20 protein-coding genes are annotated in these 22,297 nt (G+C 44.9%); 10 read left to right on the forward strand and 10 right to left on the reverse strand.

From position 1 onward, the window contains the following. Window positions 1-159: 159 nt before the first annotated feature. Window positions 160-636 (forward strand): hypothetical protein, encoded by a 477-nt coding sequence (locus tag JFC06_RS07485; protein WP_198334549.1) that lies wholly within the window; start codon window positions 160-162, stop codon window positions 634-636. A gap of 63 nt (window positions 637-699) precedes the next feature. Here JFC06_RS07485 and JFC06_RS07490 read toward each other — a convergent pair whose 3' ends face one another. After that, window positions 700-1,074 carry a 5-carboxymethyl-2-hydroxymuconate Delta-isomerase gene (locus JFC06_RS07490; protein ID WP_198334550.1) on the reverse strand — a complete coding sequence of 125 codons (375 nt, stop codon included), beginning with the start codon at window positions 1,072-1,074 and terminating at the stop codon, window positions 700-702. Between the two features lie 87 nt (window positions 1,075-1,161). Beyond that, on the reverse strand, window positions 1,162-1,650 hold the full coding sequence (gene ybaK / locus JFC06_RS07495) for a Cys-tRNA(Pro) deacylase (RefSeq protein ID WP_198334551.1): 489 nt from the start codon (window positions 1,648-1,650) through the stop codon (window positions 1,162-1,164). A 247-nt stretch (window positions 1,651-1,897) separates the two neighbouring features. Here ybaK and plsB point away from each other — a divergent pair, with 247 nt between their 5' ends. Beyond that, window positions 1,898-4,657 carry a glycerol-3-phosphate 1-O-acyltransferase PlsB gene (gene plsB, locus JFC06_RS07500; RefSeq protein ID WP_198334552.1) on the forward strand — a complete coding sequence of 920 codons (2,760 nt, stop codon included), beginning with the start codon at window positions 1,898-1,900 and terminating at the stop codon, window positions 4,655-4,657. Between the two features lie 111 nt (window positions 4,658-4,768). Here plsB and ettA read toward each other — a convergent pair whose 3' ends face one another. Then, window positions 4,769-6,430: an energy-dependent translational throttle protein EttA gene (ettA, locus tag JFC06_RS07505; RefSeq protein ID WP_193005863.1), complete on the reverse strand. Its 1,662-nt coding sequence runs from the start codon at window positions 6,428-6,430 to the stop codon at window positions 4,769-4,771. 506 nt (window positions 6,431-6,936) lie between these two features. On the opposite strand from ettA, the gene JFC06_RS07510 reads away from it, so the two are divergent. Then, window positions 6,937-7,230 (forward strand): GNAT family N-acetyltransferase, encoded by a 294-nt coding sequence (locus JFC06_RS07510; RefSeq protein WP_198334553.1) that lies wholly within the window; start codon window positions 6,937-6,939, stop codon window positions 7,228-7,230. Between the two features lie 272 nt (window positions 7,231-7,502). After that, window positions 7,503-7,796: a 4a-hydroxytetrahydrobiopterin dehydratase gene (locus JFC06_RS07515; protein WP_193005859.1), complete on the forward strand. Its 294-nt coding sequence runs from the start codon at window positions 7,503-7,505 to the stop codon at window positions 7,794-7,796. A gap of 150 nt (window positions 7,797-7,946) precedes the next feature. On the opposite strand, the gene JFC06_RS07520 is transcribed toward JFC06_RS07515, so the two are convergent. Beyond that, the gene (locus JFC06_RS07520) at window positions 7,947-8,102 is read right to left on the reverse strand and encodes a DUF1328 domain-containing protein (RefSeq protein ID WP_193005858.1); all 156 of its coding nucleotides are present in this window, start codon (window positions 8,100-8,102) and stop codon (window positions 7,947-7,949) included. 614 nt (window positions 8,103-8,716) lie between these two features. On the opposite strand from JFC06_RS07520, the gene JFC06_RS07525 reads away from it, so the two are divergent. From JFC06_RS07525 to JFC06_RS07535, 3 genes are all read left to right on the forward strand, one after another. After that, on the forward strand, window positions 8,717-10,018 hold the full coding sequence (locus JFC06_RS07525) for a saccharopine dehydrogenase family protein (RefSeq protein ID WP_198334554.1): 1,302 nt from the start codon (window positions 8,717-8,719) through the stop codon (window positions 10,016-10,018). Between the two features lie 495 nt (window positions 10,019-10,513). After that, on the forward strand, window positions 10,514-11,341 hold the full coding sequence (locus tag JFC06_RS07530; RefSeq protein WP_198334555.1) for a hypothetical protein: 828 nt from the start codon (window positions 10,514-10,516) through the stop codon (window positions 11,339-11,341). A gap of 236 nt (window positions 11,342-11,577) precedes the next feature. Continuing rightward, entirely contained in the window at window positions 11,578-12,144 is a 567-nt protein-coding gene (locus JFC06_RS07535) for a hypothetical protein (protein WP_198334556.1), read from the forward strand. Between the two features lie 154 nt (window positions 12,145-12,298). Here the strand turns inward: JFC06_RS07535 and JFC06_RS07540 are convergent, their stop codons facing one another. Then, window positions 12,299-14,818 (reverse strand): Tex family protein, encoded by a 2,520-nt coding sequence (locus tag JFC06_RS07540; protein ID WP_198334557.1) that lies wholly within the window; start codon window positions 14,816-14,818, stop codon window positions 12,299-12,301. 406 nt (window positions 14,819-15,224) lie between these two features. Between JFC06_RS07540 and ompR the strand changes: the two genes are divergently transcribed. Together ompR and JFC06_RS07550 are read left to right on the forward strand one after the other, a co-directional pair. Next, window positions 15,225-15,983 carry an osmolarity response regulator transcription factor OmpR gene (ompR, locus tag JFC06_RS07545; protein WP_193005849.1) on the forward strand — a complete coding sequence of 253 codons (759 nt, stop codon included), beginning with the start codon at window positions 15,225-15,227 and terminating at the stop codon, window positions 15,981-15,983. An 87-nt stretch (window positions 15,984-16,070) separates the two neighbouring features. Then, the gene (locus tag JFC06_RS07550) at window positions 16,071-17,297 is read left to right on the forward strand and encodes a CobW family GTP-binding protein (RefSeq protein WP_198334558.1); all 1,227 of its coding nucleotides are present in this window, start codon (window positions 16,071-16,073) and stop codon (window positions 17,295-17,297) included. Between the two features lie 108 nt (window positions 17,298-17,405). Here the strand turns inward: JFC06_RS07550 and JFC06_RS07555 are convergent, their stop codons facing one another. The 4 genes from JFC06_RS07555 to ubiG all read right to left on the reverse strand — a co-directional run bounded on the left by JFC06_RS07555 (window position 17,406) and on the right by ubiG (window position 20,400). Next, window positions 17,406-17,672, reverse strand: coding sequence for a DksA/TraR family C4-type zinc finger protein (locus JFC06_RS07555; RefSeq protein WP_193005847.1), 267 nt, complete (start codon window positions 17,670-17,672; stop codon window positions 17,406-17,408). Window positions 17,673-17,838: 166 nt separating this feature from the next. Next, window positions 17,839-18,675 carry a YciK family oxidoreductase gene (locus JFC06_RS07560; protein ID WP_227670204.1) on the reverse strand — a complete coding sequence of 279 codons (837 nt, stop codon included), beginning with the start codon at window positions 18,673-18,675 and terminating at the stop codon, window positions 17,839-17,841. 99 nt (window positions 18,676-18,774) lie between these two features. Further along, window positions 18,775-19,485: an HAD family hydrolase gene (locus JFC06_RS07565; protein WP_198334559.1), complete on the reverse strand. Its 711-nt coding sequence runs from the start codon at window positions 19,483-19,485 to the stop codon at window positions 18,775-18,777. Between the two features lie 69 nt (window positions 19,486-19,554). Continuing rightward, window positions 19,555-20,400: a bifunctional 2-polyprenyl-6-hydroxyphenol methylase/3-demethylubiquinol 3-O-methyltransferase UbiG gene (gene ubiG / locus JFC06_RS07570; RefSeq protein WP_198334560.1), complete on the reverse strand. Its 846-nt coding sequence runs from the start codon at window positions 20,398-20,400 to the stop codon at window positions 19,555-19,557. A gap of 528 nt (window positions 20,401-20,928) precedes the next feature. On the opposite strand from ubiG, the gene JFC06_RS07575 reads away from it, so the two are divergent. Then, window positions 20,929-21,549 carry a thiol:disulfide interchange protein DsbA/DsbL gene (locus tag JFC06_RS07575; protein WP_193005844.1) on the forward strand — a complete coding sequence of 207 codons (621 nt, stop codon included), beginning with the start codon at window positions 20,929-20,931 and terminating at the stop codon, window positions 21,547-21,549. 182 nt (window positions 21,550-21,731) lie between these two features. Here JFC06_RS07575 and yjgA read toward each other — a convergent pair whose 3' ends face one another. Further along, window positions 21,732-22,244, reverse strand: coding sequence for a ribosome biogenesis factor YjgA (yjgA, locus tag JFC06_RS07580; RefSeq protein WP_198334561.1), 513 nt, complete (start codon window positions 22,242-22,244; stop codon window positions 21,732-21,734). Between the last annotated feature and the right edge of the window lie 53 nt (window positions 22,245-22,297).

The raw sequence follows: 22,297 nt of genomic DNA on the forward strand, positions 1-22,297 counted from the left end.
CAGAACTCAGTCCTTGATATAAACTTAAACCGTCCAACATTTGGGGGTCAGTTCATTTAGGCACTTTTTTATGCTTAACTAAATATCATGCAACTCAAATTAAGAGTCCTAATAGGTAGTAGGCAATGAATAACGAATAAAAAATCACAGGAGTCAATCATGTTACCCATAAAACATCAGACCGCTTCACCAGCCAAACACTGTGGACGAGCCCTACTGCTTAGTACCGCGCTTGTCAGTATGGCTACCAATAGCGCGACTGCGAAAAGTAGCGACACCCCCATTCACTTTGCCAAAGGTGCGGTGAGTAGTACGACTACTGGGAAGTTAGCTTCTAGTGAAAAAGAGCACTGGTACCGTTTTCAGGCTGAAGATGGGCAATATGCCGTGGTCAACATTGCCCCACTGGCAGGCACGCCTGAGACCGCGAATGTTGGTGTGCTATATATGCCAAATGGCACTTATGATGGCAGCAAAGGCGGTATTGTTTATCAAGACTGTTTACCGGGTACGGGGGAGTACCGATTACGTGTCGCACGCAATTTGATGGCAACCCATAGTAAAACCGCAGGCTACAAAGTAGAAGTGGTGATACTACCAAAGTATGCCAGTAAGTCACTGTGCGAACACTCATAGTTTGTCATGACTAGAGAGGTTAAAGAGGCCAGTGTCTTTAAATAATACCTTTAAACAGTGCCTTTAACGACCAAGCATTTTTTTATGATAAACCGCGCTGATCTCTTCAACCTCTACACATATCTGTAACGCCGCTCGCCCTGACTGCTCTGCGTTTAGTATCTCCTCTATGGTTGACATCAATAGTTCAGCCAACTGATTACGCGTCTCCAAAGTACGACCTGTCATGATTTTTAAATGCGCATAGATAAAGCCGTTGTTTTGTTCGTCATCTTCTGTACCCACTAAAAACGTCTCAATGGGTACGATGCGTGCTTTGATATCGGTCTGCTGACCAAAATGTCCACTGTCCCACAGCACCTTGTTCAAAGATTTGAGGAAGGCTTCTTCGTGTGAAATACTGACATTAGGCGTGGCTTGAATGGTTAAATGGGGCATAAGTATGTCCTTGTAATATATGATTGAGGGGTAGCAGCTAAGCGCCTGTCAGTTCTGAGCTTATCTGATCATTAACGATCAGGCGGCTTAGTCATCAGTAATCGCATCAAAGCAAGCCGCCAATGTTTCTGCTAATTGGGCAGGTGGCAGCTCAATCTCCAGACCACGGCGACCGCCACTCACATAAATCGTTGGCTGAGCTTGTGCTGAACGATCTATCACAGTTTTTAAGCGCTTTTTTTGTCCTAACGGGCTGACACCGCCCAGCACATAGCCCGTACTACGAGCTACTTGCTTGGGATCTGCCATTTGAACTTTTTTGCAGGGTAGCAATTTATTAGCAGATAAGGCTTTGGCCATTTTCTTAAAGTTGAGCGTTTTATCGACTGGTAATATTGCCACAGCGAGCGCACCTGTGTCTGTCGATACGACCAAGGTCTTAAAAACTTGAGTCACGTCAACCCCTAGCTTTTCAGCGGCTTCTAGTCCAAAAGAGGGGGCACTACTGTCATGAGTGTATTCGTGCACTTGATAATCAAGTCCACGTTGTTTGGCAAGATCGATGGCTGGAGTCATAATATTTTAGCTTCATTCAGTGACGTTAATGAGTAAGTAAACCTACAGTTTAGCGTATTTTGTGCCAATATATTATTATGCTTAGCCCCTGAATACTCAAATAATTGCGTGCGCCTCATAGGGCTCGATGTCGTGTGTGATCACGAGACCTTATGAATATTAGCAGTATATACAGACACTATATATCGCTTTGATGGCTTTTATGGCATCATAAGCGCAACATATTTGACTATTTTTGATACTGATTATGATACCGAAGTTTCTAAAAAAACGGATTTTTAAAGCGCCAGTCGTCACTGATAACCCTTCTCCAACTGACGTCAATCCAAGCGTACCCACGCCTTATGCTAACGCCCCGATCAATCAGCTGTATCGTAAGCTATCAGGTCAGCTGCTTGACGTTGCTGTCAAACCTAAGCTTTTAGGGGAGTTGCCTGAATTCGATGCTGACGATCAGACCCTAAGATTTTATGTGTTGCAAGATTACTCACGCTCCAACAGTATTTTGATTGATTTGCAGACGCAAGAGCACAACTTACCACCAGCGTTGGTTGGCGTAAATGATGCTGCCCACAATATCAAAGAAAATGCGGCCATCATATTTTTAAACCACCCAAGTGCCAAAGACAGTCAATTATCACCGCGCCTTGGCCGTTTGGTGTCAGCGGTCTTGCAATACCCAGAGCTAAAGGTTCGGTTGGTGCCAGTGTCTATTTTATGGGGACGCGCACCAGAGAAAGAGGATTCTTTATTCAAACTGCTGACCGCTGATAACTGGGAGGACCCCAGTATCACTAAGCAACTGTTTAATATTGGGGTGATGGGGCGTGATACCTTTGTCCAATTCCACCCACCACAAGATTTGCGCACCCTTATTACGGACCATCTTCAAGAAAACCCAGAGAACGCTGCTGTTTTTGAATCAGGGGCCATTGATTCAGCAAACGCCGACTCAACAAACACGGAAAATGATACTAAAAATAAAGCCGACGCCGTGCCAAATTATGCATTGGTAGCAGCAGCTGATGGCAATCGTGAGCTGGTACGCATGTTACAGCAGCATCTCACGACTTATTTAGACAAGCAGCGTGCCAGTATGCTCGGCCCTGACTTGTCAGATCGACGTAACTTGGTAGACAAATTGGTGTACTCACCAGCGATCAAACACGCGATAGAGACTGAAGCCGCAGAAACGGGCACCAGTGTACGTGAGGCTCGTGTCTTGGCGAAAGGTTATGCCAATGAGATGGTCAATGATTACTCACACTCTATCATTCGCGGTTTTTATAAGTTTTTAACGTGGTTATGGACGCAATTGTACGATGGCGTAGAAGTCCATCATTTCGAGCGTGTGCGCGATCTTGCCACGGACTATGAGCTGGTTTACGTCCCGTGTCATCGTAGCCATGTTGACTATTTATTATTGTCTTACGTCATCTACAAGCGAGGGCTAAGCATTCCTTATGTCGCAGCCGGTGACAACTTAGATGTGCCAGTATTAGGCCCACTATTACGCGGTGCAGTGGCCTTTTATATTCGCCGCAGCTTCCGTGGTAATGCGCTTTATACAGCGGTGTTACGCGAGTACATGCACACCCTTATCACTCGCAACACGCCCATTGAGTACTTTATTGAAGGCGGTCGCTCGCGTTCAGGCCGCCTGTTGCCACCGAAGATGGGGATGCTGGCGATGACCGTCCACAGTCAATTGCGTCAGTCCAATAAGCCCGTGGTCTTCATCCCGACGTACATTGGTTATGAGCGCATTATGGAAGGCGGTACTTATATTGGTGAGCTAAAAGGTAAGCCAAAAGAGTCTGAGTCTTTGATTGGACTACTCAAAGTTGGCCGTAAAATTGAGCGTATCTTTGGTAATGTACACTTGAGCTTTGGCACGCCACTGTACCTCAGCGACTTTATGCAAAAGTTCGATGTACCAGCCAATAGCCTACCTGCCGATCGTACCGACACACCACTGGACGATAAAGCCAGTGCGATGGTCGATAATATTGGCGTAAAAGTCATGCAGCACATCAATAAAGCCGCGGTGGTCACGCCAGTGTCGTTATTGTCATTAGTACTGCTGTCCGCACCCAAAGCCGCGTTAGATGAAAATAGTTGCCGCGAGCAAATCGCACTCTATCAAGGTCTTGCTCAGCAGCTGGCCTATTCAGATGACACTGTCATCACTGATATGACTCCGCAGCAAATCATTGATTATGGCATTAAATTAAAGCTCATCGAACGTACGCCGCACATCTTAGGCGACATCATTCAGGTTGCGGGCAAACAGGCGGCACTCCTTAGCTACTTCCGTAATAATATCCTGCATGTCTTCATCTTACTGTCTTTCTTAGCAGCCTTAGTTGCGCGTAATGGCCGCATAGAGCGCAGCCGCCTAAACAGTATTACTGAGCAATTGTATCCCTTCTTACAAAGCGAGCTATTCTTATATTATCCAGCGCATGGCTTAGCCGAAACCCTCAACAAAAAAGTCGATAGTCTGCTCTCTCATGGACTGATTGTAGAATTGGGTGATGGCGTACTCAGCGCTCCTGAATCAAACAGTAAGTACTATCAGCAGCTGCAAGTATTGGCGACCCCAGTGGGACAGAGTCTTGAGCGTTACTTTATGACCCTTGCCCTACTCGCCCAGCAAGGCTCAGGAAATTTGACCGAAAACGAAGTCGTTGACTTGTGTCATCTGCTTGGTCAGCGCTTGTCTGTGCTCTATGCGGATGATATTCCTGACTTCTTCGACCGTGCTTTATTTACTAGCTTCATCAGTGCCTTGACTCGTCTCAATTACTTACAAAAAGATGATGAGACTGGCGTGTTAACCTTTGATCACCGTATTAACGACATTGCCCATCATGCCAAGTACGTACTGACGCCTGATATGATGCAAATTTTGCAGCAAGTGGCAAGCTTAGATGAGACTGAAATCACTCATGCTATCACTGAGATTAAGAATAAAAAACAGCGCAAATTTGGACGTAAGCGTTAATTGATAAAGTGCTAGTCTGTGATATTAAGCATAAAAAAAGACCTCTAATCGTTAGAGGTCTTTTTTATTGTGTCAGATGAAAGCTTTCATTTCAGCTTTTAAGCCAACACTCTAGTTAGAAATCTTTTTGTACTTCATGCGCTTAGGACTGGCATCATCACCCATGGTTTTTTTGCGATAGGCTTCAAACTCAGTATAGTTGCCATCGAACCACACGGGACCCTCTTCTTCAAATGCCAAGATATGGGTTGCAATACGGTCAAGGAACCAGCGATCATGCGATACGACCATTACTGTACCGGGGAATACTTGAATCGCATCCTCTAGCGCACGTAAGGTTTCGATATCCAAATCGTTTGATGGTTCATCAAGAAGCAAGACGTTTGCCCCCTGCTTTAGCGTCTTCGCCAACTGCAGACGGTTACGCTCACCACCTGATAGTTGTCCAACGTGTTTTTGCTGGTCTGAACCTTTGAAGTTAAAGCGGCCGATATACGCACGGCTTGGCGTGGTGTAGTCGCCAACGGTAATGATATCAAGGCCGTCAGACACTTCTTCCCACACGGTTTTATTATCATCTAAGTGATCACGTACCTGACCAACATAGGCAACTTTGACACTTTCGCCCAAGTCGACCGAGCCGGTATCTGGGGTATCGCGCTCAGTGATCATGTTAAACAGCGTGGTTTTACCCGCACCATTTGGACCGATAATACCAACGATAGCGCCAGCTGGCACGTTAAAGCTTAGGTTTTCATATAGTAAGCGGTCGCCAAATGATTTGGAGATGTCGTTTACTTCAATGACTTTATTACCTAGACGTGGGCCAGGTGGAATATAGATCTCAGAGGTCTCATTACGTTTTTGGAACTCTTGTGAGTTTAACTCTTCAAAACGCTGTACACGAGATTTGGATTTCGCCTGTTGGCCTTTTTGATTTTTACGAATCCATTCAAGCTCTTTTTTCAGGGCTTTAGCAAAAGATTCTTCTTGCTTATTCTGCTGCTCAAGTCGGTTGTTCTTTTGCTCTAGCCACTCAGTATAGTTGCCTTCATACGGATAGCCATGGCCACGGTCAAGCTCCAAGATCCACTGAGCGACATTGTCTAAGAAATAGCGATCATGGGTAATAGCCACGATGGTACCGCTATAGTTTTGCAAGAACTGCTCAAGCCATGCGACAGACTCGGCGTCCAAATGGTTGGTCGGCTCGTCCAGTAATAGCATGTCAGGGCGTGACAATAACAAGCGGCACAGTGCCACACGGCGTTTTTCACCACCTGATAGTTTGCTGACATCCGCATCCCATGGTGGCAGACGTAGCGCCTCAGCGGCTTTTTCTAGCTGAGTATTTAAATTATGCGCGTCCCACGATTGGATGATGTCTTCCATCTTGCCTTGCTCTTCTGCAAGCTTATCAAAGTCAGCATCAGGTTCAGCATATTCTGCATAAATGGCATCGAGACGTGCTAGCGCATCTAATGCTTCGCGCATACCGTCTTCGACATTACCACGGACATCTTTGCTGTCGTCAAGCTGTGGTTCCTGTGGCAAATAGCCAACTTTGGTGCCTGCTTGCGCGCGCGCTTCACCGCTAAACTCAGTATCGACGCCAGCCATGATACGTAGCAACGTTGATTTACCTGAACCATTGATACCTAAAACACCAATTTTGGCACCAGGAAAAAATGATAGGTTGATATTTTTTAAGATTTCACGCTTAGGGGGAACAAGTTTTGACACGTTGTTCATCGTGTAAATATATTGAGCCATTAACACTCCGATAGACTGCATAGAAGAGAACAGCAAATGCAACTTAGCGATGCTGCTAAGCGTGCCGTACCTCAAAATCAGGGTTACAAATTATCAGTCATTATCGCATTGTGGCGCATACCCTGCAAGCTGACAGTTGCTTTACCCTGTGTTTTGCTCATTTTGTCATAGAGCCGCTTATTGTTTCTATTCAAGCTACCTTTTTTATTAACGCTATCTGACATCTAGGGCTAAACGATTAAACTAAATATTTTGACACATGGCTTTTTTTCACGACCACAAACATAGCGCTAAAATTTTGCCAATGTAATCAATAGCCATTAAGAATCTTAACAGTTGCCCTATCTACTCTTACGCTAAGCGTCTAGATTGTTGGCTACTGATACGCCATACTGACCGTACTACCTAGCGTACCCTGACGTTATATCGCAATTGTCATAAAATGCCATGGCCGACTAAATAAACGATAAAAATTCGATAATAATAATCAATCACGGAGTGCCCTTATGAGCAGCCACATTTCTAAATCCAATCTAAACATTATTCACAATAAACCCGCAAAGCGTTTTGAGACCTCTATTGAGGGTCAAACTGGTTATATCAGTTATCAAGACCGTGATGGCAAACTGGTATATGATCATACAATCGTGCCACAACAACTTGGTGGTCGCGGGGTCGGTTCAGCTTTGGTCAAACATGCCCTAGACTATGCACAGGAGCAAGACAAAAAAGTGATACCGCAATGCTCTTTTGTCTCTTCATATATCCATAAGCATCCTGAGTATCAGAATTTGCTGTAGCGCTTAATTACCTTATAAGCGTCTATTGAGTGATTGATACCTAGGGGCTGATTGAAGTGTAAGCACTAATACGACATTGCTCTCCTATAAGTTGGCTTTCTATCCATGTGTATATTTATTCTTACACCTATGGCAAGATAGCACTATAGGCGGGCCTTTTATGCGTTGCTCATGACAACAGCGGTTATTGTATTTGATAACGCTAACACTGTTGATTTTCACCCCATATACTTTTAATAAACCAATCCACCATAACAATAAAGGTTATTAATATGAGTAGTTTATCTGACAAACAAATCAATCTGCAGTTAGAAGATCTAGCAGGATGGCAGCGTGATGGTAACAGCATCGTCAAAAGCTATCATTTTAGCGACTTTATTGAAGCCATGAGCTTTATGAACCAAGCGGCCTTTCACGCCGAAGCACTTGAACATCATCCTGAGTGGCAAAACACTTATAACGTGGTAAATGTACGACTGACCACGCACGATACAGGTGGCATTACCAGTTTGGATATTCGATTAGCGAAACGTATGGAGTACATTATCCAGCCCAAACGCTTATAGTGACGCGTTCAGACGGTTTATTTGCAACTTCCACAACTGTTTCAAAACCTGCTCTAGTAAAAAAACCTGTTCCAATAAAAACTGTCCCAATAAAAAAGTCCTCAAATCAAATTGAGGACTTTTTGTTTTCTAAAAATATGTGGTCTGCCCTTACATCTTGCGACTTACAAACGCTACGATGAATAGGATGACTGCAACTGCCAATAAGATATAAGCCAAGTTAGCAGATAAGCCAGCGACGCCGCCAAAACCTAACAAACTTGCTAATAATGCGATTACGGCAAAAATAATAGCCCAGCGAAACATAATATTCTCCTCAAATTATTGTTAAAAAACCAGATGGATAAGCTTACACAGCAAATTTTAATCAAACTACGCGACTCAAATCCTGCCTAGTAGACACTTACTACTGTTAGCTGTTTTAATCCCTCTAATATTTATTGATACATCTATTAAATACTTTTGATTAATACCGTCAATTTTTGTTTTTTTAATACTCGTTACGACTGCTTACGTCCATAGATTAGCAATGTTTATCTTCAGAAAACGTTCATTTTAGTAATAATGTCGGTGGGTTATGTAAAGTTTGTAGCAAACCTTAATATTTACTAGCTTATCTCGCTCTTTATAGCGCTTGTGTGTAGAGATGGTTAGCTCCTACTGAATAATTGTCACCTCTACCCTATAATCTGCTATAAATGTTGCTAGTCAGTTATGCCTGATATTGCTTAAGGACGTTGCTTGCAAACGTTACTGACAAAAAGTCTCTGAAAATATAAAGGCAAATCAAAACCCAAGCTCTGATAATGGCAATAGACCGGATAGATAAAAACTTCCACCCCATGAATACCTTAGCTCACTGCTTAATTATCTATTCAAATACTTGCCATTAAAATACTTAATAAAAAAGGATGATAAATATGGATAACAATACGGACAGCTCAAACAATATGGCAAAGGACAATATGGCAAAGGGCAATGATAAAAACCGTCCTTACGCAGTCGTGTTATATGGTGCGACAAGCTTTGTTGGTAAGATCACGGCGCATTATTTAACGGAATTTTTATCGAATGCTAAAGACAAGAGTGGTGCAAACGTTACTTGGGCGATCGCTGGTCGTGATGAGGAAAAACTGAATGAGTTACAGTCCAAGCTCGCCAGCAAAGTAGATATTATTATTGCCAACAGTAATGATGAAGCCAGCCTTGATGACATGACCAAGCAATCTCAAGTCATCATCTCTACCGTCGGTCCTTATCTCAAATATGGTGAGCCTTTAATCAAATCTTGTGCGGCCAATGGCACAGATTATGTCGACCTCACAGGCGAAGCTATTTTTATCAAAGACATGATGGACAAATATCAAGATACCGCTAAGCAAAGCGGCGCTCGTATTGTCAACTCGTGTGGCTTTGACTCTATTCCATCGGACTTAGGTGTCTACTTTACTCAAACCCACGCAGAAGAGACGTTTGGTGAGACCTGTGATGTGATTCACATGCGCGTAAAAGCAGCAAAAGGCGGCCTGTCTGGCGGTACCATCGCATCGATGGCCACTATCTTTGAAGAAGTGGGAGAAGATAAATCACGTCGTAAGCAAGTGGCAAACCCTTATCTGCTGAACGATGATAAAGACGCCCCAAACGTGCGCCAAGACAATGTCAGCAAACCAGAATATGATAGCGAGCATAAACGCTGGTTGGCCCCTTTTGTTATGGCAAGCATCAACACCCGTATCGTACATCGCACCAACCAGTTGCTGGACTACGAATATGGCCGCGACTTTAAGTATGATGAAGCGATGTGGATGAAAGATGGAGTAAAAGGTCAACTATCAAGTTACGCGATGAGCGCAGGCTTATTTGGCTTTGCCACAGCGATGATGATCAAACCAAGCCGTGAATTACTGTCTAAGCATGTACTACCCAAGTCAGGCTCTGGACCATCGAAAGAAGAGCAAGAAAACGGCTACTTTGATATTCGCCTCTTTGGGCAAACCGCCAATAAAGAAACCATTCATACCAAAGTCACTGGGGACAAAGATCCTGGTTATGGCAGTACCTCACGCATGTTGGCACAAGCGGCATTGTGTTTGGCACAAGATGTCAGCAAAGATGATGTGGGTGGTGGTTTCTGGACGCCAGCTTCCGCAATGGGCGACAAGCTTTTAACCCGTTTAAAAGCGCATTCAGGTCTTAGCTTTGAAGTGGTTGATGAATAGAAGTTTCTAAATCATGACGCCGTATATTTTAATATTTATCCTTTTAATGACCGTATCTTGCTTACAAGATGCGGTTTTTTATTAAGAAGATTTTTGGTTTTCTACGTCTGATGTTAACAAATAATAATAACGTACTTTTTTGGTGAATGATGTTGCCCGTTTTCGATTTTTTAATACATTATGCTACACATTCCTAGCCTAATGTCACAGCCATATTGCAGCGAGTGCAGTAGGATTAAACAGGTTATGGCATTATTTTTACATCGTTACGTTGAACATCTTATTTTTGGTGAGTATATCTATTCTGCAAAAGGTAGAGTCACCCTCCAAAAGTAAGCGTCTAAAAATAACCCACCGACTTTGTATCAATCAATGCCAATAAAATACGCCTGATAAAAACATACTTTAAAACAACCAGCACTGTGTCAACTGAGCTGGTCGTCCTTGTAAAATTCGACAATCGGAAAATTCATTTATCATTGAGAGGGAACTATTATGAAACTTAACCTATTAACAGCTGCAATAATGACCTCAGGTCTTGCTATGTTTGCCAGCTCAGCCAATGCAGCTATGACCACTGATGGCCATGGTAATGTCGGTTATGACACCTATGAAGAGTGCGTCACAGCCGTCAAAGACGGTTCAGCCAAATTTTATACACCTTACACCTATCAAAACCCTAAACTACAAGCGGGTGAAGCCACCATCAAAAAAATGCGCTTGTCAGAAGTAACCATTCCTCAGCGGGTGGTTGATAACAACAGCTTGCGTACAAACGACTACTCGGCAGGAGCGTGTGACTTGGGCGTTGGTCAATCAAACGGTCGTTATGGGGTTTCAGGGGCCTTAGTGGGTACATATGTCCCTATCGCAGCCGACATGCCAGTCAACGTTTATATGGATGCCGCTGGCAACCCAGTACGTCTAAGCATGCAGCAATGCGACAACCACTTTGGCAGTAAATTCCCCACACCAGTGGTCAGTGAAGTCAAAGCTCCAGAAGCCCAAATTGCTGTCACCGAAGTACGGACTGTAGAGCCTGTTGTCATCGAGACCACTCGGGTCATTCGTCCGGCTAAGTATAGTGTTAAAGAAGTCATCATTGCCCCAGAAGATCAGATACAACGTGTCAATACCACGCAAGGCACTGCCGTCGCTGTTGAAGGCGTAAATCGTACTGTTATCGTTGGTGAAGAAGCCGAGGCAGGCATCCTTGATAACACCGAAGTGGATCAAACTTTCCCAGTTATTCGTGTTCCGGATACCGATACCCAACAACGTGTGGTTGATCCAAACACTGGTAAATATATTATTGTTGAATAAATATTTAACAATAAGTTTAGTTTGAGTTTATGCAGATTAAGACAGCAATCGTTGCATAACGACACATTCACACATCAAACTGTTAGAAATTTAATGAGTTTACCACTGAAATATCAGCTGCATAGCTGATATTTTAAAAATAGTAATAACAATAAAACCAGTATAAAAAGGATGGCGTCAATGTACCCATTCATGGTTTAGACATTTATTCTCTTTACATATTTTGGAGTTATACTATGAAAACGAATACTTTATCGCTCATTATGGGCGCTGCTCTTGTTCTACCAAGTCTGGCTATGGCAATGCCTGTTAATAAAACAGAAGTGACGCCAGCAGATAAGCGTGTGTTACCAGTAGATAACACCCTACAAGCTAAAATCGAAGGACCTAATGGTGAGTTACTAGCGACCCAGCCGGGTGCAGTTGAAGTCAATAACGGCTCTGCGTTAGGAATGACTGATACAGCTACCTCAGCATCCGTCAATACAGGCAAAGTCACCCCTGCTGATATGCGCACTACACCTGCCCCAAATACATTAAAAGCTAAAATCCAAGGACCCGACGGTGAATTAATCGCGACCCAGCCGGGTGAAGTGGAGTTAAGCAATGGCTCTGCGTCAGGAATGACTGATACAGCTGCCTCAGCATCCGTCAATACGGGTAAAGTCACCCCTGCTGATATGCGCAGCACACCAGCGCCAAACACATTAAAAGCTAAAATCCAAGGTCCCGATGGTGAGTTACTTGCTACCCAGCCGGGTGAGGTTCAGCTCAATGAAAGTCGCCGTCTTGTCGTACGCTAACCTGTTTTGATATTAATAACGCCTAAGCCAATTACTATAAGCGGCTAGGTCTTTATAAATTATCATGACGAATTAAAAAAGGCAGCCTTATGGCTGCCTTTTTGATTGCCTGTGATATTCATATATAAATATCACAAGCCACGAGCAGTAGTCATTATTTCTTCGCTTTAGTCACGCCCGCTTCTTTTAACAATGCCCCAAGGGTACCCATTTTACTAGGCGCTTCAGCTTTTTCCGCTCTTGGCGCTTTGCTACGATGGTTAGCACTGTCTTTATCCTGAGCTTTACCACGCGGCTTAGACTGACGCTTGTCAGTTGCAGGGCGATTGCTGCGTGGACGACTGGCTTTATCTTCGTTACCCGCATTTGCCGCAGAGGCCTTCGCTGCTGGGCGCACTGATTTTTCCACTTCAGGTTTCATACTAAAACCGATGCGACCACGTTTTTCATCAATGGAGATGACCCGCACTGAGACGATATCACCTGGTTTTACGCGGTTCATCGGGTCTGCGACAAAGTCATTGGCCATCTGGGAGATATGCACCAGCCCATCTTGATGGACACCAACATCGACGAAGCAACCAAAGGCGGTAACGTTAGTAACCACACCTTCTAACGTCATGCCTTCGCTCAGATCTTTAATACTATTTACATCATCACGGAAGTTAGCGGTCTTAAACTCTGGACGTGGGTCGCGTGCAGATTTGGCCAGCTCTTCAATGATGGCTGTTACACTGATGTTATCGTCGTGAGCCACGAGCGCTGTTGTATCAATGGCATTTAACACCCCATCATTACCGATGACTTCTGGCAACGGCTTACCCGCTTGCGCCAACAAACTATCGACGAGCGCATAGCTTTCTGGATGCACACCAGTGGCATCAAGGGGGTTACTACCACCATGAACACGTAAGAAACCTGCTGCTTGCTCAAAGGTCTTAGCACCTAAGCGCGGGACGTTTTTTAGTGACTCGCGACTATCAAAGGCGCCATGCTCTTTGCGGTAAGTGACGATTTGCTGGGCGACATTGCGATTCAGGCCAGCAATATGCGCCAAAATAGCAGGACTGGCGGTATTTACATCAACACCCACAGCATTCACGCTGTCTTGCGTCACTTTATCCAAACTATCTGCCAACTGATTTTGGTTGACATCATGCTGATATTGACCGACACCGATGGCCTTTGGATCGACCTTAACCAGCTCTGACAGTGGATCTTGCAAACGACGAGCGATAGAGACTGCCCCGCGAACGGACACATCTAAATTCGCCAACTCATCACTAGCCAGTTCACTGGCTGAATAGACGGAGGCACCCGACTCGTTTACGATAACCGCTTTGGCTGTGAGCGCATCGTTCGCGGCCAAAATCTCTTTAATCATCGCATCTGTTTCGCGACTCGCGGTCCCATTACCGATAGCAACCAAATCGACATGATAGGTGCTTAACAACTTATCGATGACGGCTTTGGCTTCATCCATTTTATTGTCAGGGGCAAACGGATAAACCGTCGCGACGACAGGCTTATCTTCGCTGTCTAACATGACATGACCTTGGGCATCGACGATGGCCATTTTTACGCCGTGACGGATACCCGGATCGACGCCTAAAATAACTTTGCGACCAGCAGGCGCTGACATCAGTAAATGCTGTAAATTATTGGCAAAGACCTCAATCGCATCCGCCTCAGCGGTCAAACGCTTCTCTGTTAATAAACGATGCTCAATGTGTGGACGCCATTTGTCTTTCCACAAGCTACCGGCCGCTTCTGCTAAAAACTCACGACGGGCGGCAGGCGCTTTGGCATCGACGTCGAAATGACTGATGATTTTTTCGATAAAGGGGGCATCTTCGCCCTCAATCTTTAGTCCCAAGACGTTTTCTTGACGGCCGCGTAGCATCGCAAGCAGACGATGATTGGGTAGACGCGCAAGACTCTCGCTATGTTCAAAGTAGTCTTTGAATTTCTCACCGACTTCACGTTTTTCCTCACTGGCCACGCTCGATACGATACTGGCCGTTTTGGCAAAACCACTGCGCAAATTGTCCAGCAAGTCCAATGCTTGCGTCCATTCATCCACGATGATGGCCTGTACACCAGCGAGCTGCTTGTCGATATCGCTGAAGTCAACTTCAATCTCATTACCACTATCATCGGTAATGCTAGATTGTGCTTGATAGTCGGCTAGCGCGTCCGTTGGGGTAATCTCTTGCGTCAATACCGCTTGGGCGGCAACGTCTAGGCCTGCCGCACGTGCTTTGGCCGCTGGTGAACGGCGACGCGGACGATAGGGCAAGTAGATGTCTTCCAGCTCAAGTTTAGAGGTCGCATTATCAATGCGCGCCTGTAGCTCGGCGGTCAAATTGCCTTGCGTGCTCAGCAGCTCAGTAATTTTGAGGCGACGGGTGGCCATGTCGCGCTCATAGTTAAGAGACTTCTCTAACGCTCGCAACTGGGCATCGTCAAGATTCTGCGTCTTTTCTTTGCGGTAACGGGCAATAAAGGGAACCGTCGCGCCTTCATCGTAAAGTTTGACAAACGCATTGACTTGAGCAGTCTTAATGCCAAGCGCGCGAGCAAGCTTGTCGTGAATATTCGCGTGTGTGGTTGCATCCAAAACCTGTGCATTTGTCGAGGTTTGAGATGGCGTTAAGGTATCAGTGCTACTCATATACGTATCAATCGTTGAGAAATGTAGTTTTGCATTATAGCAAAAGCTGCATGAATAAAAATCCTTTTTATCTTTTCGTTATTTATCATCCGTTTTATCGCAAAAATCGTCTGATATCATTAGTTTTGAAGCCCTGTTAAACAAACGCATACAGCATTTATCCTTATGAATGGTGCAATTATGACTGCAATCTTATACACTAAAGTATCAATAGCATAAATATTGGTCGCTGCTAACGCGTTGAACAATAGTACTCAAATTTTTGAGGTACTGAGATGGATCTTCATTTTTGGCTAATAATTAAGTAATGGCACTGTGTTTGCTCATGATTTTTTATACGTGATTTTTACCGATGACTTTTAACTATAATTGCTACTAATAATAATTTTTATAAGAGGATGCCTGTATGACAGATAACAACAGCCCTGACACTTTGACTCAGCGTATTTTAGTCGTCGATGATGATGCCCGTCTGCGCTCCTTGTTGCAGCGCTTTCTAGAAGATGACGGTTTTGTCGTTCGTACGGCACACGATGGCAGTCAGATGGATAAGTTGATGCAACGTGAGCTTTTCTCATTGGTGGTGTTAGATTTGATGCTTCCAGGCGAAGACGGCATCAGTATCTGTAAGCGTTTGCGTGAAGATAATGGTGATATTCCCATCATCATGCTCACTGCCAAAGGGGGTGATGCCGATCGTATCGCTGGTCTTGAAGCGGGTGCGGATGATTATCTGCCAAAACCCTTTAATCCAAAAGAGCTGCTGGCTCGTATCAAAGCGGTATTACGTCGCCAAAATCGTGAGCTGCCTGGTGCCCCAAGCCATCAACTTGAAGTGGTTGAATTTGGCCCATGGACACTTGATCTGTCAACTCGTACCCTCAAACGCGATGGCAACGTCGTCACTTTAACGACCGGTGAGTTTTCGGTGTTGAAAGCTTTGGTTCAGCATCCACGTGAGCCGTTGACTCGTGATAAATTAATGAATCTGGCGCGTGGTCGTGAATGGGGGGCAATGGAGCGCTCTATCGACGTACAAGTCTCACGTCTACGTCGCCTGATTGAAGACAATCCTTCGCAAGCTCGTTATATCCAAACCGTGTGGGGAGTGGGCTATGTATTTGTCCCTGACGAAGCCGAAATTGACACGGATAAAAGTGAGTAACTGCTTCATATTACCTTCTTGTAACGTCGCCTTCGCTTAGTACTGTGAATATATTAGAATCGTTAAGGTATTAGTAACGTTAATATCATGAGCGCCCCTTTGAAAAAAACGACTGTTTTCCAAAATATACCCTGCACCTTGGTGACAGGGTTTTTGGGTGCGGGTAAAACCACGGTGATTAACCAGTTACTAACTATCAAACCTGCCGATGCGCGCTGGGCGTTATTGATCAACGAATTTGGTCGTATCGGGATTGATGGCGCCCTGCTGGCAAGCTCGCAAGACAGGACGATTGAGCAAAATGACATTGCCATACGAGAAGTCAGCGGTGGTTGTATCTGTTGTACCAGCCAGCTACCCTTACAGATCGCTATTAGCCGTTTGCTTAGTGACCATCATCCACAGCGATTACTCATTGAACCCACAGGGCTTGCCCATCCAGGTGAGCTAATACGTCAACTTGGGGCACCGCATTGGCAGACAGCGCTAAAGATGCAGGCGGTGATCACCGTGCTGAGTGGTATGCAATGGCAGCAAGACAAGTATCGCAATCATGAAGGGTTTCAAGCGCACGTCCGTGATGCGGATGTATTGGTGGTTAATCGTTACGCTCAATTAAGTAGTAGCGAAAAACACGCATTACAACAATGGATAGCCAAGCTAAATTCGCAGGTAGACATCATTTGGGCAGTCTCTGAGCAGATTCCTTCTGATACCACAAACACCTCAAATGCCTATCTAGCAGCGCTAAATACTCAGTTGAGCGCACCAAGCCATATTCTCGCACAGCAGCGCACTGTGAATATCAGCCGTCCTCAACGACCTTCTGTCAGCTTACAGCCACTGAACACGGCTTTGTCGCCTACTTCGCTATTAAATCCTTCGCAAGCTAATGACGATGCTGAGACCAGCTCGGATCTTGAGCAGCCGTATCGTTATCATGAGAAACAGCAGGACCTACAATTAGCAGGTTGGCGGTTGCCAGCACAGTATGTGTTACAGGCAGAAGATCTACAAGAATGGTTGTTAACGCTACCAAACTGGCAACGTATCAAAGGTGTCGTGCACACTTCTGATGGTTGGCTACAAATCAACTTTACCCCTGATAGCTTAACCACGAGCACCATCAGCCCGCAGGTTGATAGCCGACTAGAGGTTATTCTACAGCTAGATGACAGCGATAATCACGCAAGCAACACCGCTTTGGAGAATGAAGGGATAGAAAACACGCTGACTTCTCCCACGTTACCAGAATTATCGCCTTCTATAGATTGGGAAGCCTGTGACCGTGAACTGATGGCCTTGGTTATATAGTTTATAGGCAGAATACAGACGCTCGCCACAGCGGAAATACGAGATCCATTACAGAAAAGCCATTACAAAAAAGCACCCTGCTATGTAGATTAGCAGGGTGCTTTTTCATTAACGTAATTGGCTGTCTTTACTACCACGTCGATTGAACAACTCCGCAGCTCTTGCCTCTTGCTCAAGCTCAGTTTGACAACTGACGCAGTGTTGTATGCCCGGCACGGCTAAGCGCCGCGCTTCTGGAATGGGATTGCCACATTCATCACACAGCTCAGCACTAACGCCCGTTGGCAATGAACGTCGCGCCCGTTCTAGCGCATCGTTAACGGTCGCATCCATCTGTTCGTGCTCAGCACCATCTCTTGACCAACCACCTGCCATAATTCCATCCTATTTATTATTGGTGATACCACTATACGAGTGAAACTTAACTCGTATAAAATTCTTTAATAACAAATAGATGGGGTGCCTGAGAACGGATTGCAAGCGACCATCGAACGTAAAACCATATATAAAACACTATAGTACTGGCGATAAAGTGACGCTGCTAATCTTTTGGTTGTAGCTCGACTACTTGCCCACGTACCCCAATACTGTCATCGCTCATCAGACAGACGTAGCCTGCCATGATGTCTTCAGGCGTTTTCAGGCTCATAGGATTCTCACCAGGATACGCATGGGCGCGCATATTGGTACGCGTGCCACCAGGATTGACGCAGTTAAAGCGTAAGTTTGTGGTATTTTGCGTTTCTTGAGTAAATATATCGCTCATACCTTCCACCGCTTGCTTTGAGAGCGCATAAGCACCCCAAAAAGCGCGAGGATGTGTACCAACCGTGCTAGACGTAAAGACGATAGAGCCATTAGCAGCGTCTTTAAGTAGCGGTAGTAGCGCTTGGGTGAGCATAAAGGTCGCGGTAAAGTTAACCTTCATCACTTGGGCAAACGTGTCAACGTCGTACATCTCAAGCGGTGTCAGCTGTCCTAGCATCCCAGCATTGTGCAAGATACCATCCAACTGTCCGACTTCTTTGTGTATCAGGCCTTCTAGCTGTTGCATTTCGGCATAGGTGGCGCCTTCTAAGTTCATCGGCAGCATGGCTGGTTGCTTGCCACCAAAGCTCTCAATTTCATCATAGACGTACTCAAGCTTACTGCTGGTACGTCCCAATAGCAAAACAGTAGCACCATAACGAGCATAGGTTAACGCTGCTACACGACCAATACCATCACCTGCACCCGTCACCAAAATAGTTTTACCATCTAGACAGTTATTAGGTGGCACAAAACTACGAATGTCCTCATGAGTTAAAGGTTGCACAGAGTTTTGGGCGGTTGGTTGATTGTCGGCCTGCTGAGCTGGCGGATTGGTAGGGTTACTCATGTTGTCACTCATGTTATTACTCGCGGCTTATCGTTTTATAGTTGGGGTGCAAAATAGCGATGCCCGCTAATGGAAAATACGGATTTATAGTGGATTGGTTTATAGATATTCAAATTTACCAGAAGACAGCAACAACTTATTTAACTGCTCAGGAGTATCGACAATATGGTCAGCGCCCCATTTCTTTAGGTTTTTTTGATCTTCAGAAGGAATATAACCATAAGCGGCTAAAATCGTTGGCATACCTGCCGCATTACCCGCTTCGATATCCCGTATATGATCGCCGACATAAAGGACGCAACCAGCCGCACCGCGCGGGATACCAAGCTTCTCTAAGGCCATATACATCGGCTCTGGGTCAGGTTTGGAGCGCGACACATCATCAGGGCAGACCAAAGCGGCACAGCGCTCATCTAACTGCATGATGCTTAGTAGCTGCTCTGCCAAATAACGCGGCTTGTTGGTGACGATACCCCACGGCACGCCTTTTTCTTCAAGAGTCGTCAATACCTCTTCTAACTCATTAAACACACAACTATCGACACATATCGCGGCTTCGTAGTCGTCTAAAAACTGCTGGCGAAAACTAAGTAACGCGTCCTCACTGACCTCAAGTTGGTCGTTGTGTCGTAGCATCAACTGCACCATGGCCGACGCACCCGCCGAGACTTGCTCACGGATTTCTACTTCAGATGGCGCATGCCAATCATTTTCGCGACTCATGTTACCAATGATACGAACAAAGTCAGCAGCCGTATCGATCAGTGTCCCATCAAGGTCAAATAAAACCGCTTTTACAAATTGGGCCATAATGAGTACTCTTAAAATTGATAACGTGTTTAATGAAATATGATGGCATACAAAGGGTTAAGTACAGCGTTAAGCCAGAGGTTTTTGTACTGCCATCATATAATTGACATCGACATTCTGTGCCAGCCAATAGCGTTTGGTCAGTGGATTATAATGCAGACCAATGATGTCTTGCCGTGTAAAGCCAGTATTGATCGCCATCTTATCTAGCTCAGCTGGGGTAATAAATTTGGCATAGTCATGTGTGCCCCGATCAAGCAAGCGTAAGACATACTCTGCGCCAACGATGGCAAACAGATATGATTTAGGGTTACGATTAATCGTTGATAGCACGCAAACGCCGCCTGGGGCTAATAGCTCAAAACAAGCCTGCACAATCGAGCTTGGATCAGGCACATGCTCTAGCATCTCCATACAAGTCACCACATCAAATTGACCCGCATGCGTTTTTGCCAGCGCCTCAACTGGAATGTGCTGATAGCGTAACGTGTGCTCTAAACCGCTTTGCTCCGCGTGCAGCGCCGCCGCTTTTAGGTTTTCAGTACCCAAATCAATACCCGTGACATCCGCACCGCGACGTGCCATTGATTCCGACAATATACCGCCGCCACAGCCAACATCAAGCACCTTTTTGCCAGTAAGTCCCGTCGTCGCCGTTCTATGGACATCTTGACGAGCGTTGTCGTGTTGATAACCGCGCTTGACGTTTTCCTCTATCCAATTTAAACGGAGCGGGTTGATTTCATGCAAGGTCGCAAACGCGCCAGTATTGCTCCACCACTCACTAGCCAACTTGTTAAATTTTTCAACTTCGCTAGGATCTACATTGATGGCAGTTGTTGTATGATCTGTCTCATTGAGATTGCTGTTCGCGGGCTCCTCCGAAGAAGGCGCAGAAGATAGAGCTGAGCTCATAGCGTTTTTCCTTTATGGTCATTATCATTATTATCATATAAAGTGCACAATTATGTGAGCAATATTAGCATGAGAGCGGCCACTTTGTCGTGCGTACATCGTCACCGATTGTGAATAGCTTAAACGCTTATAACGTCTGTCACGCTTATAAGAAGTACGCTAGAAAAAATCGTACCAGGAGTAGGTTATATCAATGTATCGATTTTAGCGGTCTTCGGCTGTAGTGACTCTCTGACACCATTCAAATACCGGACAATAATTTTTTTGAAAAAATACAATCGAAAACGAGCAAAACTCAGACTGAATTAAGGTAAGAGACCATAAGAAATATCCCTTAAATAATAGCTCACAGCTTTACAACCATCAGTTAAGAATCGGATTCACAAGCGCATAGGTTTTACGTTATCATAGGCAGTACACTATTGTCGTTTTGATACGCTGTTTATCGCTCGATAATACTTGACGCTCTATCGTTTATGCATTTAAAACCCTAACGAACCCTAAGTCTTCACACCTCAAGGATAAAGTATGAAACGTGTCATCACACTGACTGGTCTGGCCATGGCCATTGGACTTGCCACTATGGGCGCACAAGCTGCGGACTATGTCGCTGGAAAAGACTATCGCGTGCTAGACAATCCAGAAAAAATCAGCGGTGATGCTATCATTGTTCGTGAGTTTTTCTGGTACGGTTGCCCCCATTGTAATGTTCTTAATCCGCATATGGAAAAATGGGCAAAAACCAAAGACAAAGATGTGGCATTTTTTAAAACGCCAGCCGCGCTTAATCCTGTTTGGGAAGCCAACGCTCGTGGCTTTTATGCCGCTCAGCTACTAGGGTACGAAGACAAAACGCATGACGCCCTATTTGATGCCATTCACAAAGATGGCAAAAAGCTGTTTGATCAATCCTCATTGAGCAAATGGTACGCATCAAAGGGTGTTAATGAAAAGAAATTTAACAGTCTTTATAACTCATTTGCTGTGGGAACAAAAATCGGCCGCTCACAAGCAGGCGCTAAACGCTACCAGCTTTCTGGCGTACCAGCAGTAGTCGTCCAAGGCAAATACGTGGTGACTGGTGAAAGTGCTAAAGTACCCAAAGTCGTTGATTATTTAGTCGATAAAGCCCGCGCTGAAAAGAAATAATCCAGCCTTCCTTAAGTATTTGAGATGCGTTTATCAGTCAAGGTCAAAAAAGCCAATCATTCAATGATTGGCTTTTCGTATTTTAGTACACCAGCAACAGTCATGAGGTCATCTGGCTCAATCGCAAACCAAACCACCCTATCATCTAATCACTGACACTTCTAATCACTGGCGTTTTATCGTTACTTCTTTAATTGCGATAAAATAGCCACTTCACGAATATAACTCGCCAAATCTTCTTTTGACTCTGCCATGAGCTCATCATCTTGCGTGTGTTTGGCGTATTCAATCCACAGTAGCAACTGATACATACTGTTGTGTTCAGAGGCTTTGTACTGCTTGACAAACTGTTTGAGCGTTCCTTCATCATTGATGTTGAGGCGCTCATACCAGCTTTCTATCTTTGAGATTTGCTCTTTTGGAAAATATGCATCAAACAACGCTTTTACCAATTCGTGGCGATTTTCTTCGCTGATAAGCTTGCCGACCCGCTTGGTCTGGCGATTACGCGCATTGGCACTGGTAATATCAGCCAACGCCATCAACTCTGCCATAAAATAATCACTAGCTGGCAAGTTTTTTAGCTGCTTTTTCGATAAGCTGGCAAGCGGTATCGATAATTGTTGCAAGCGCTCATGGGCTTTTTTGAGTTCTGTGCGCGAAACGCGCATATCCTGTTCTGACCAGTCAATCATAAAAGCTTTCCAAAATAATAAATAATAAAATTAATAGTTTTTGATGACTACCA

The organism is Psychrobacter namhaensis, assembly GCF_016107545.1.
In the GTDB taxonomy this organism is placed as follows: Bacteria; Pseudomonadota; Gammaproteobacteria; order Pseudomonadales; family Moraxellaceae; genus Psychrobacter; species Psychrobacter namhaensis.

Coding starts and splice junctions, on each gene's coding strand:
- JFC06_RS07485 (WP_198334549.1), top strand. CDS start 160: ATGTTACCCATAAAACATCAGACCGCTTCACCAGCCAAACACTGTGGA.
- JFC06_RS07490 (WP_198334550.1), bottom strand. CDS start 1,074: ATGCCCCATTTAACCATTCAAGCCACGCCTAATGTCAGTATTTCACAC.
- ybaK (WP_198334551.1), bottom strand. CDS start 1,650: ATGACTCCAGCCATCGATCTTGCCAAACAACGTGGACTTGATTATCAA.
- plsB (WP_198334552.1), top strand. CDS start 1,898: ATGATACCGAAGTTTCTAAAAAAACGGATTTTTAAAGCGCCAGTCGTC.
- ettA (WP_193005863.1), bottom strand. CDS start 6,430: ATGGCTCAATATATTTACACGATGAACAACGTGTCAAAACTTGTTCCC.
- JFC06_RS07510 (WP_198334553.1), top strand. CDS start 6,937: ATGAGCAGCCACATTTCTAAATCCAATCTAAACATTATTCACAATAAA.
- JFC06_RS07515 (WP_193005859.1), top strand. CDS start 7,503: ATGAGTAGTTTATCTGACAAACAAATCAATCTGCAGTTAGAAGATCTA.
- JFC06_RS07520 (WP_193005858.1), bottom strand. CDS start 8,102: ATGTTTCGCTGGGCTATTATTTTTGCCGTAATCGCATTATTAGCAAGT.
- JFC06_RS07525 (WP_198334554.1), top strand. CDS start 8,717: ATGGATAACAATACGGACAGCTCAAACAATATGGCAAAGGACAATATG.
- JFC06_RS07530 (WP_198334555.1), top strand. CDS start 10,514: ATGAAACTTAACCTATTAACAGCTGCAATAATGACCTCAGGTCTTGCT.
- JFC06_RS07535 (WP_198334556.1), top strand. CDS start 11,578: ATGAAAACGAATACTTTATCGCTCATTATGGGCGCTGCTCTTGTTCTA.
- JFC06_RS07540 (WP_198334557.1), bottom strand. CDS start 14,818: ATGAGTAGCACTGATACCTTAACGCCATCTCAAACCTCGACAAATGCA.
- ompR (WP_193005849.1), top strand. CDS start 15,225: ATGACAGATAACAACAGCCCTGACACTTTGACTCAGCGTATTTTAGTC.
- JFC06_RS07550 (WP_198334558.1), top strand. CDS start 16,071: ATGAGCGCCCCTTTGAAAAAAACGACTGTTTTCCAAAATATACCCTGC.
- JFC06_RS07555 (WP_193005847.1), bottom strand. CDS start 17,672: ATGGCAGGTGGTTGGTCAAGAGATGGTGCTGAGCACGAACAGATGGAT.
- JFC06_RS07560 (WP_227670204.1), bottom strand. CDS start 18,675: ATGAGTAACCCTACCAATCCGCCAGCTCAGCAGGCCGACAATCAACCA.
- JFC06_RS07565 (WP_198334559.1), bottom strand. CDS start 19,485: ATGGCCCAATTTGTAAAAGCGGTTTTATTTGACCTTGATGGGACACTG.
- ubiG (WP_198334560.1), bottom strand. CDS start 20,400: ATGAGCTCAGCTCTATCTTCTGCGCCTTCTTCGGAGGAGCCCGCGAAC.
- JFC06_RS07575 (WP_193005844.1), top strand. CDS start 20,929: ATGAAACGTGTCATCACACTGACTGGTCTGGCCATGGCCATTGGACTT.
- yjgA (WP_198334561.1), bottom strand. CDS start 22,244: ATGATTGACTGGTCAGAACAGGATATGCGCGTTTCGCGCACAGAACTC.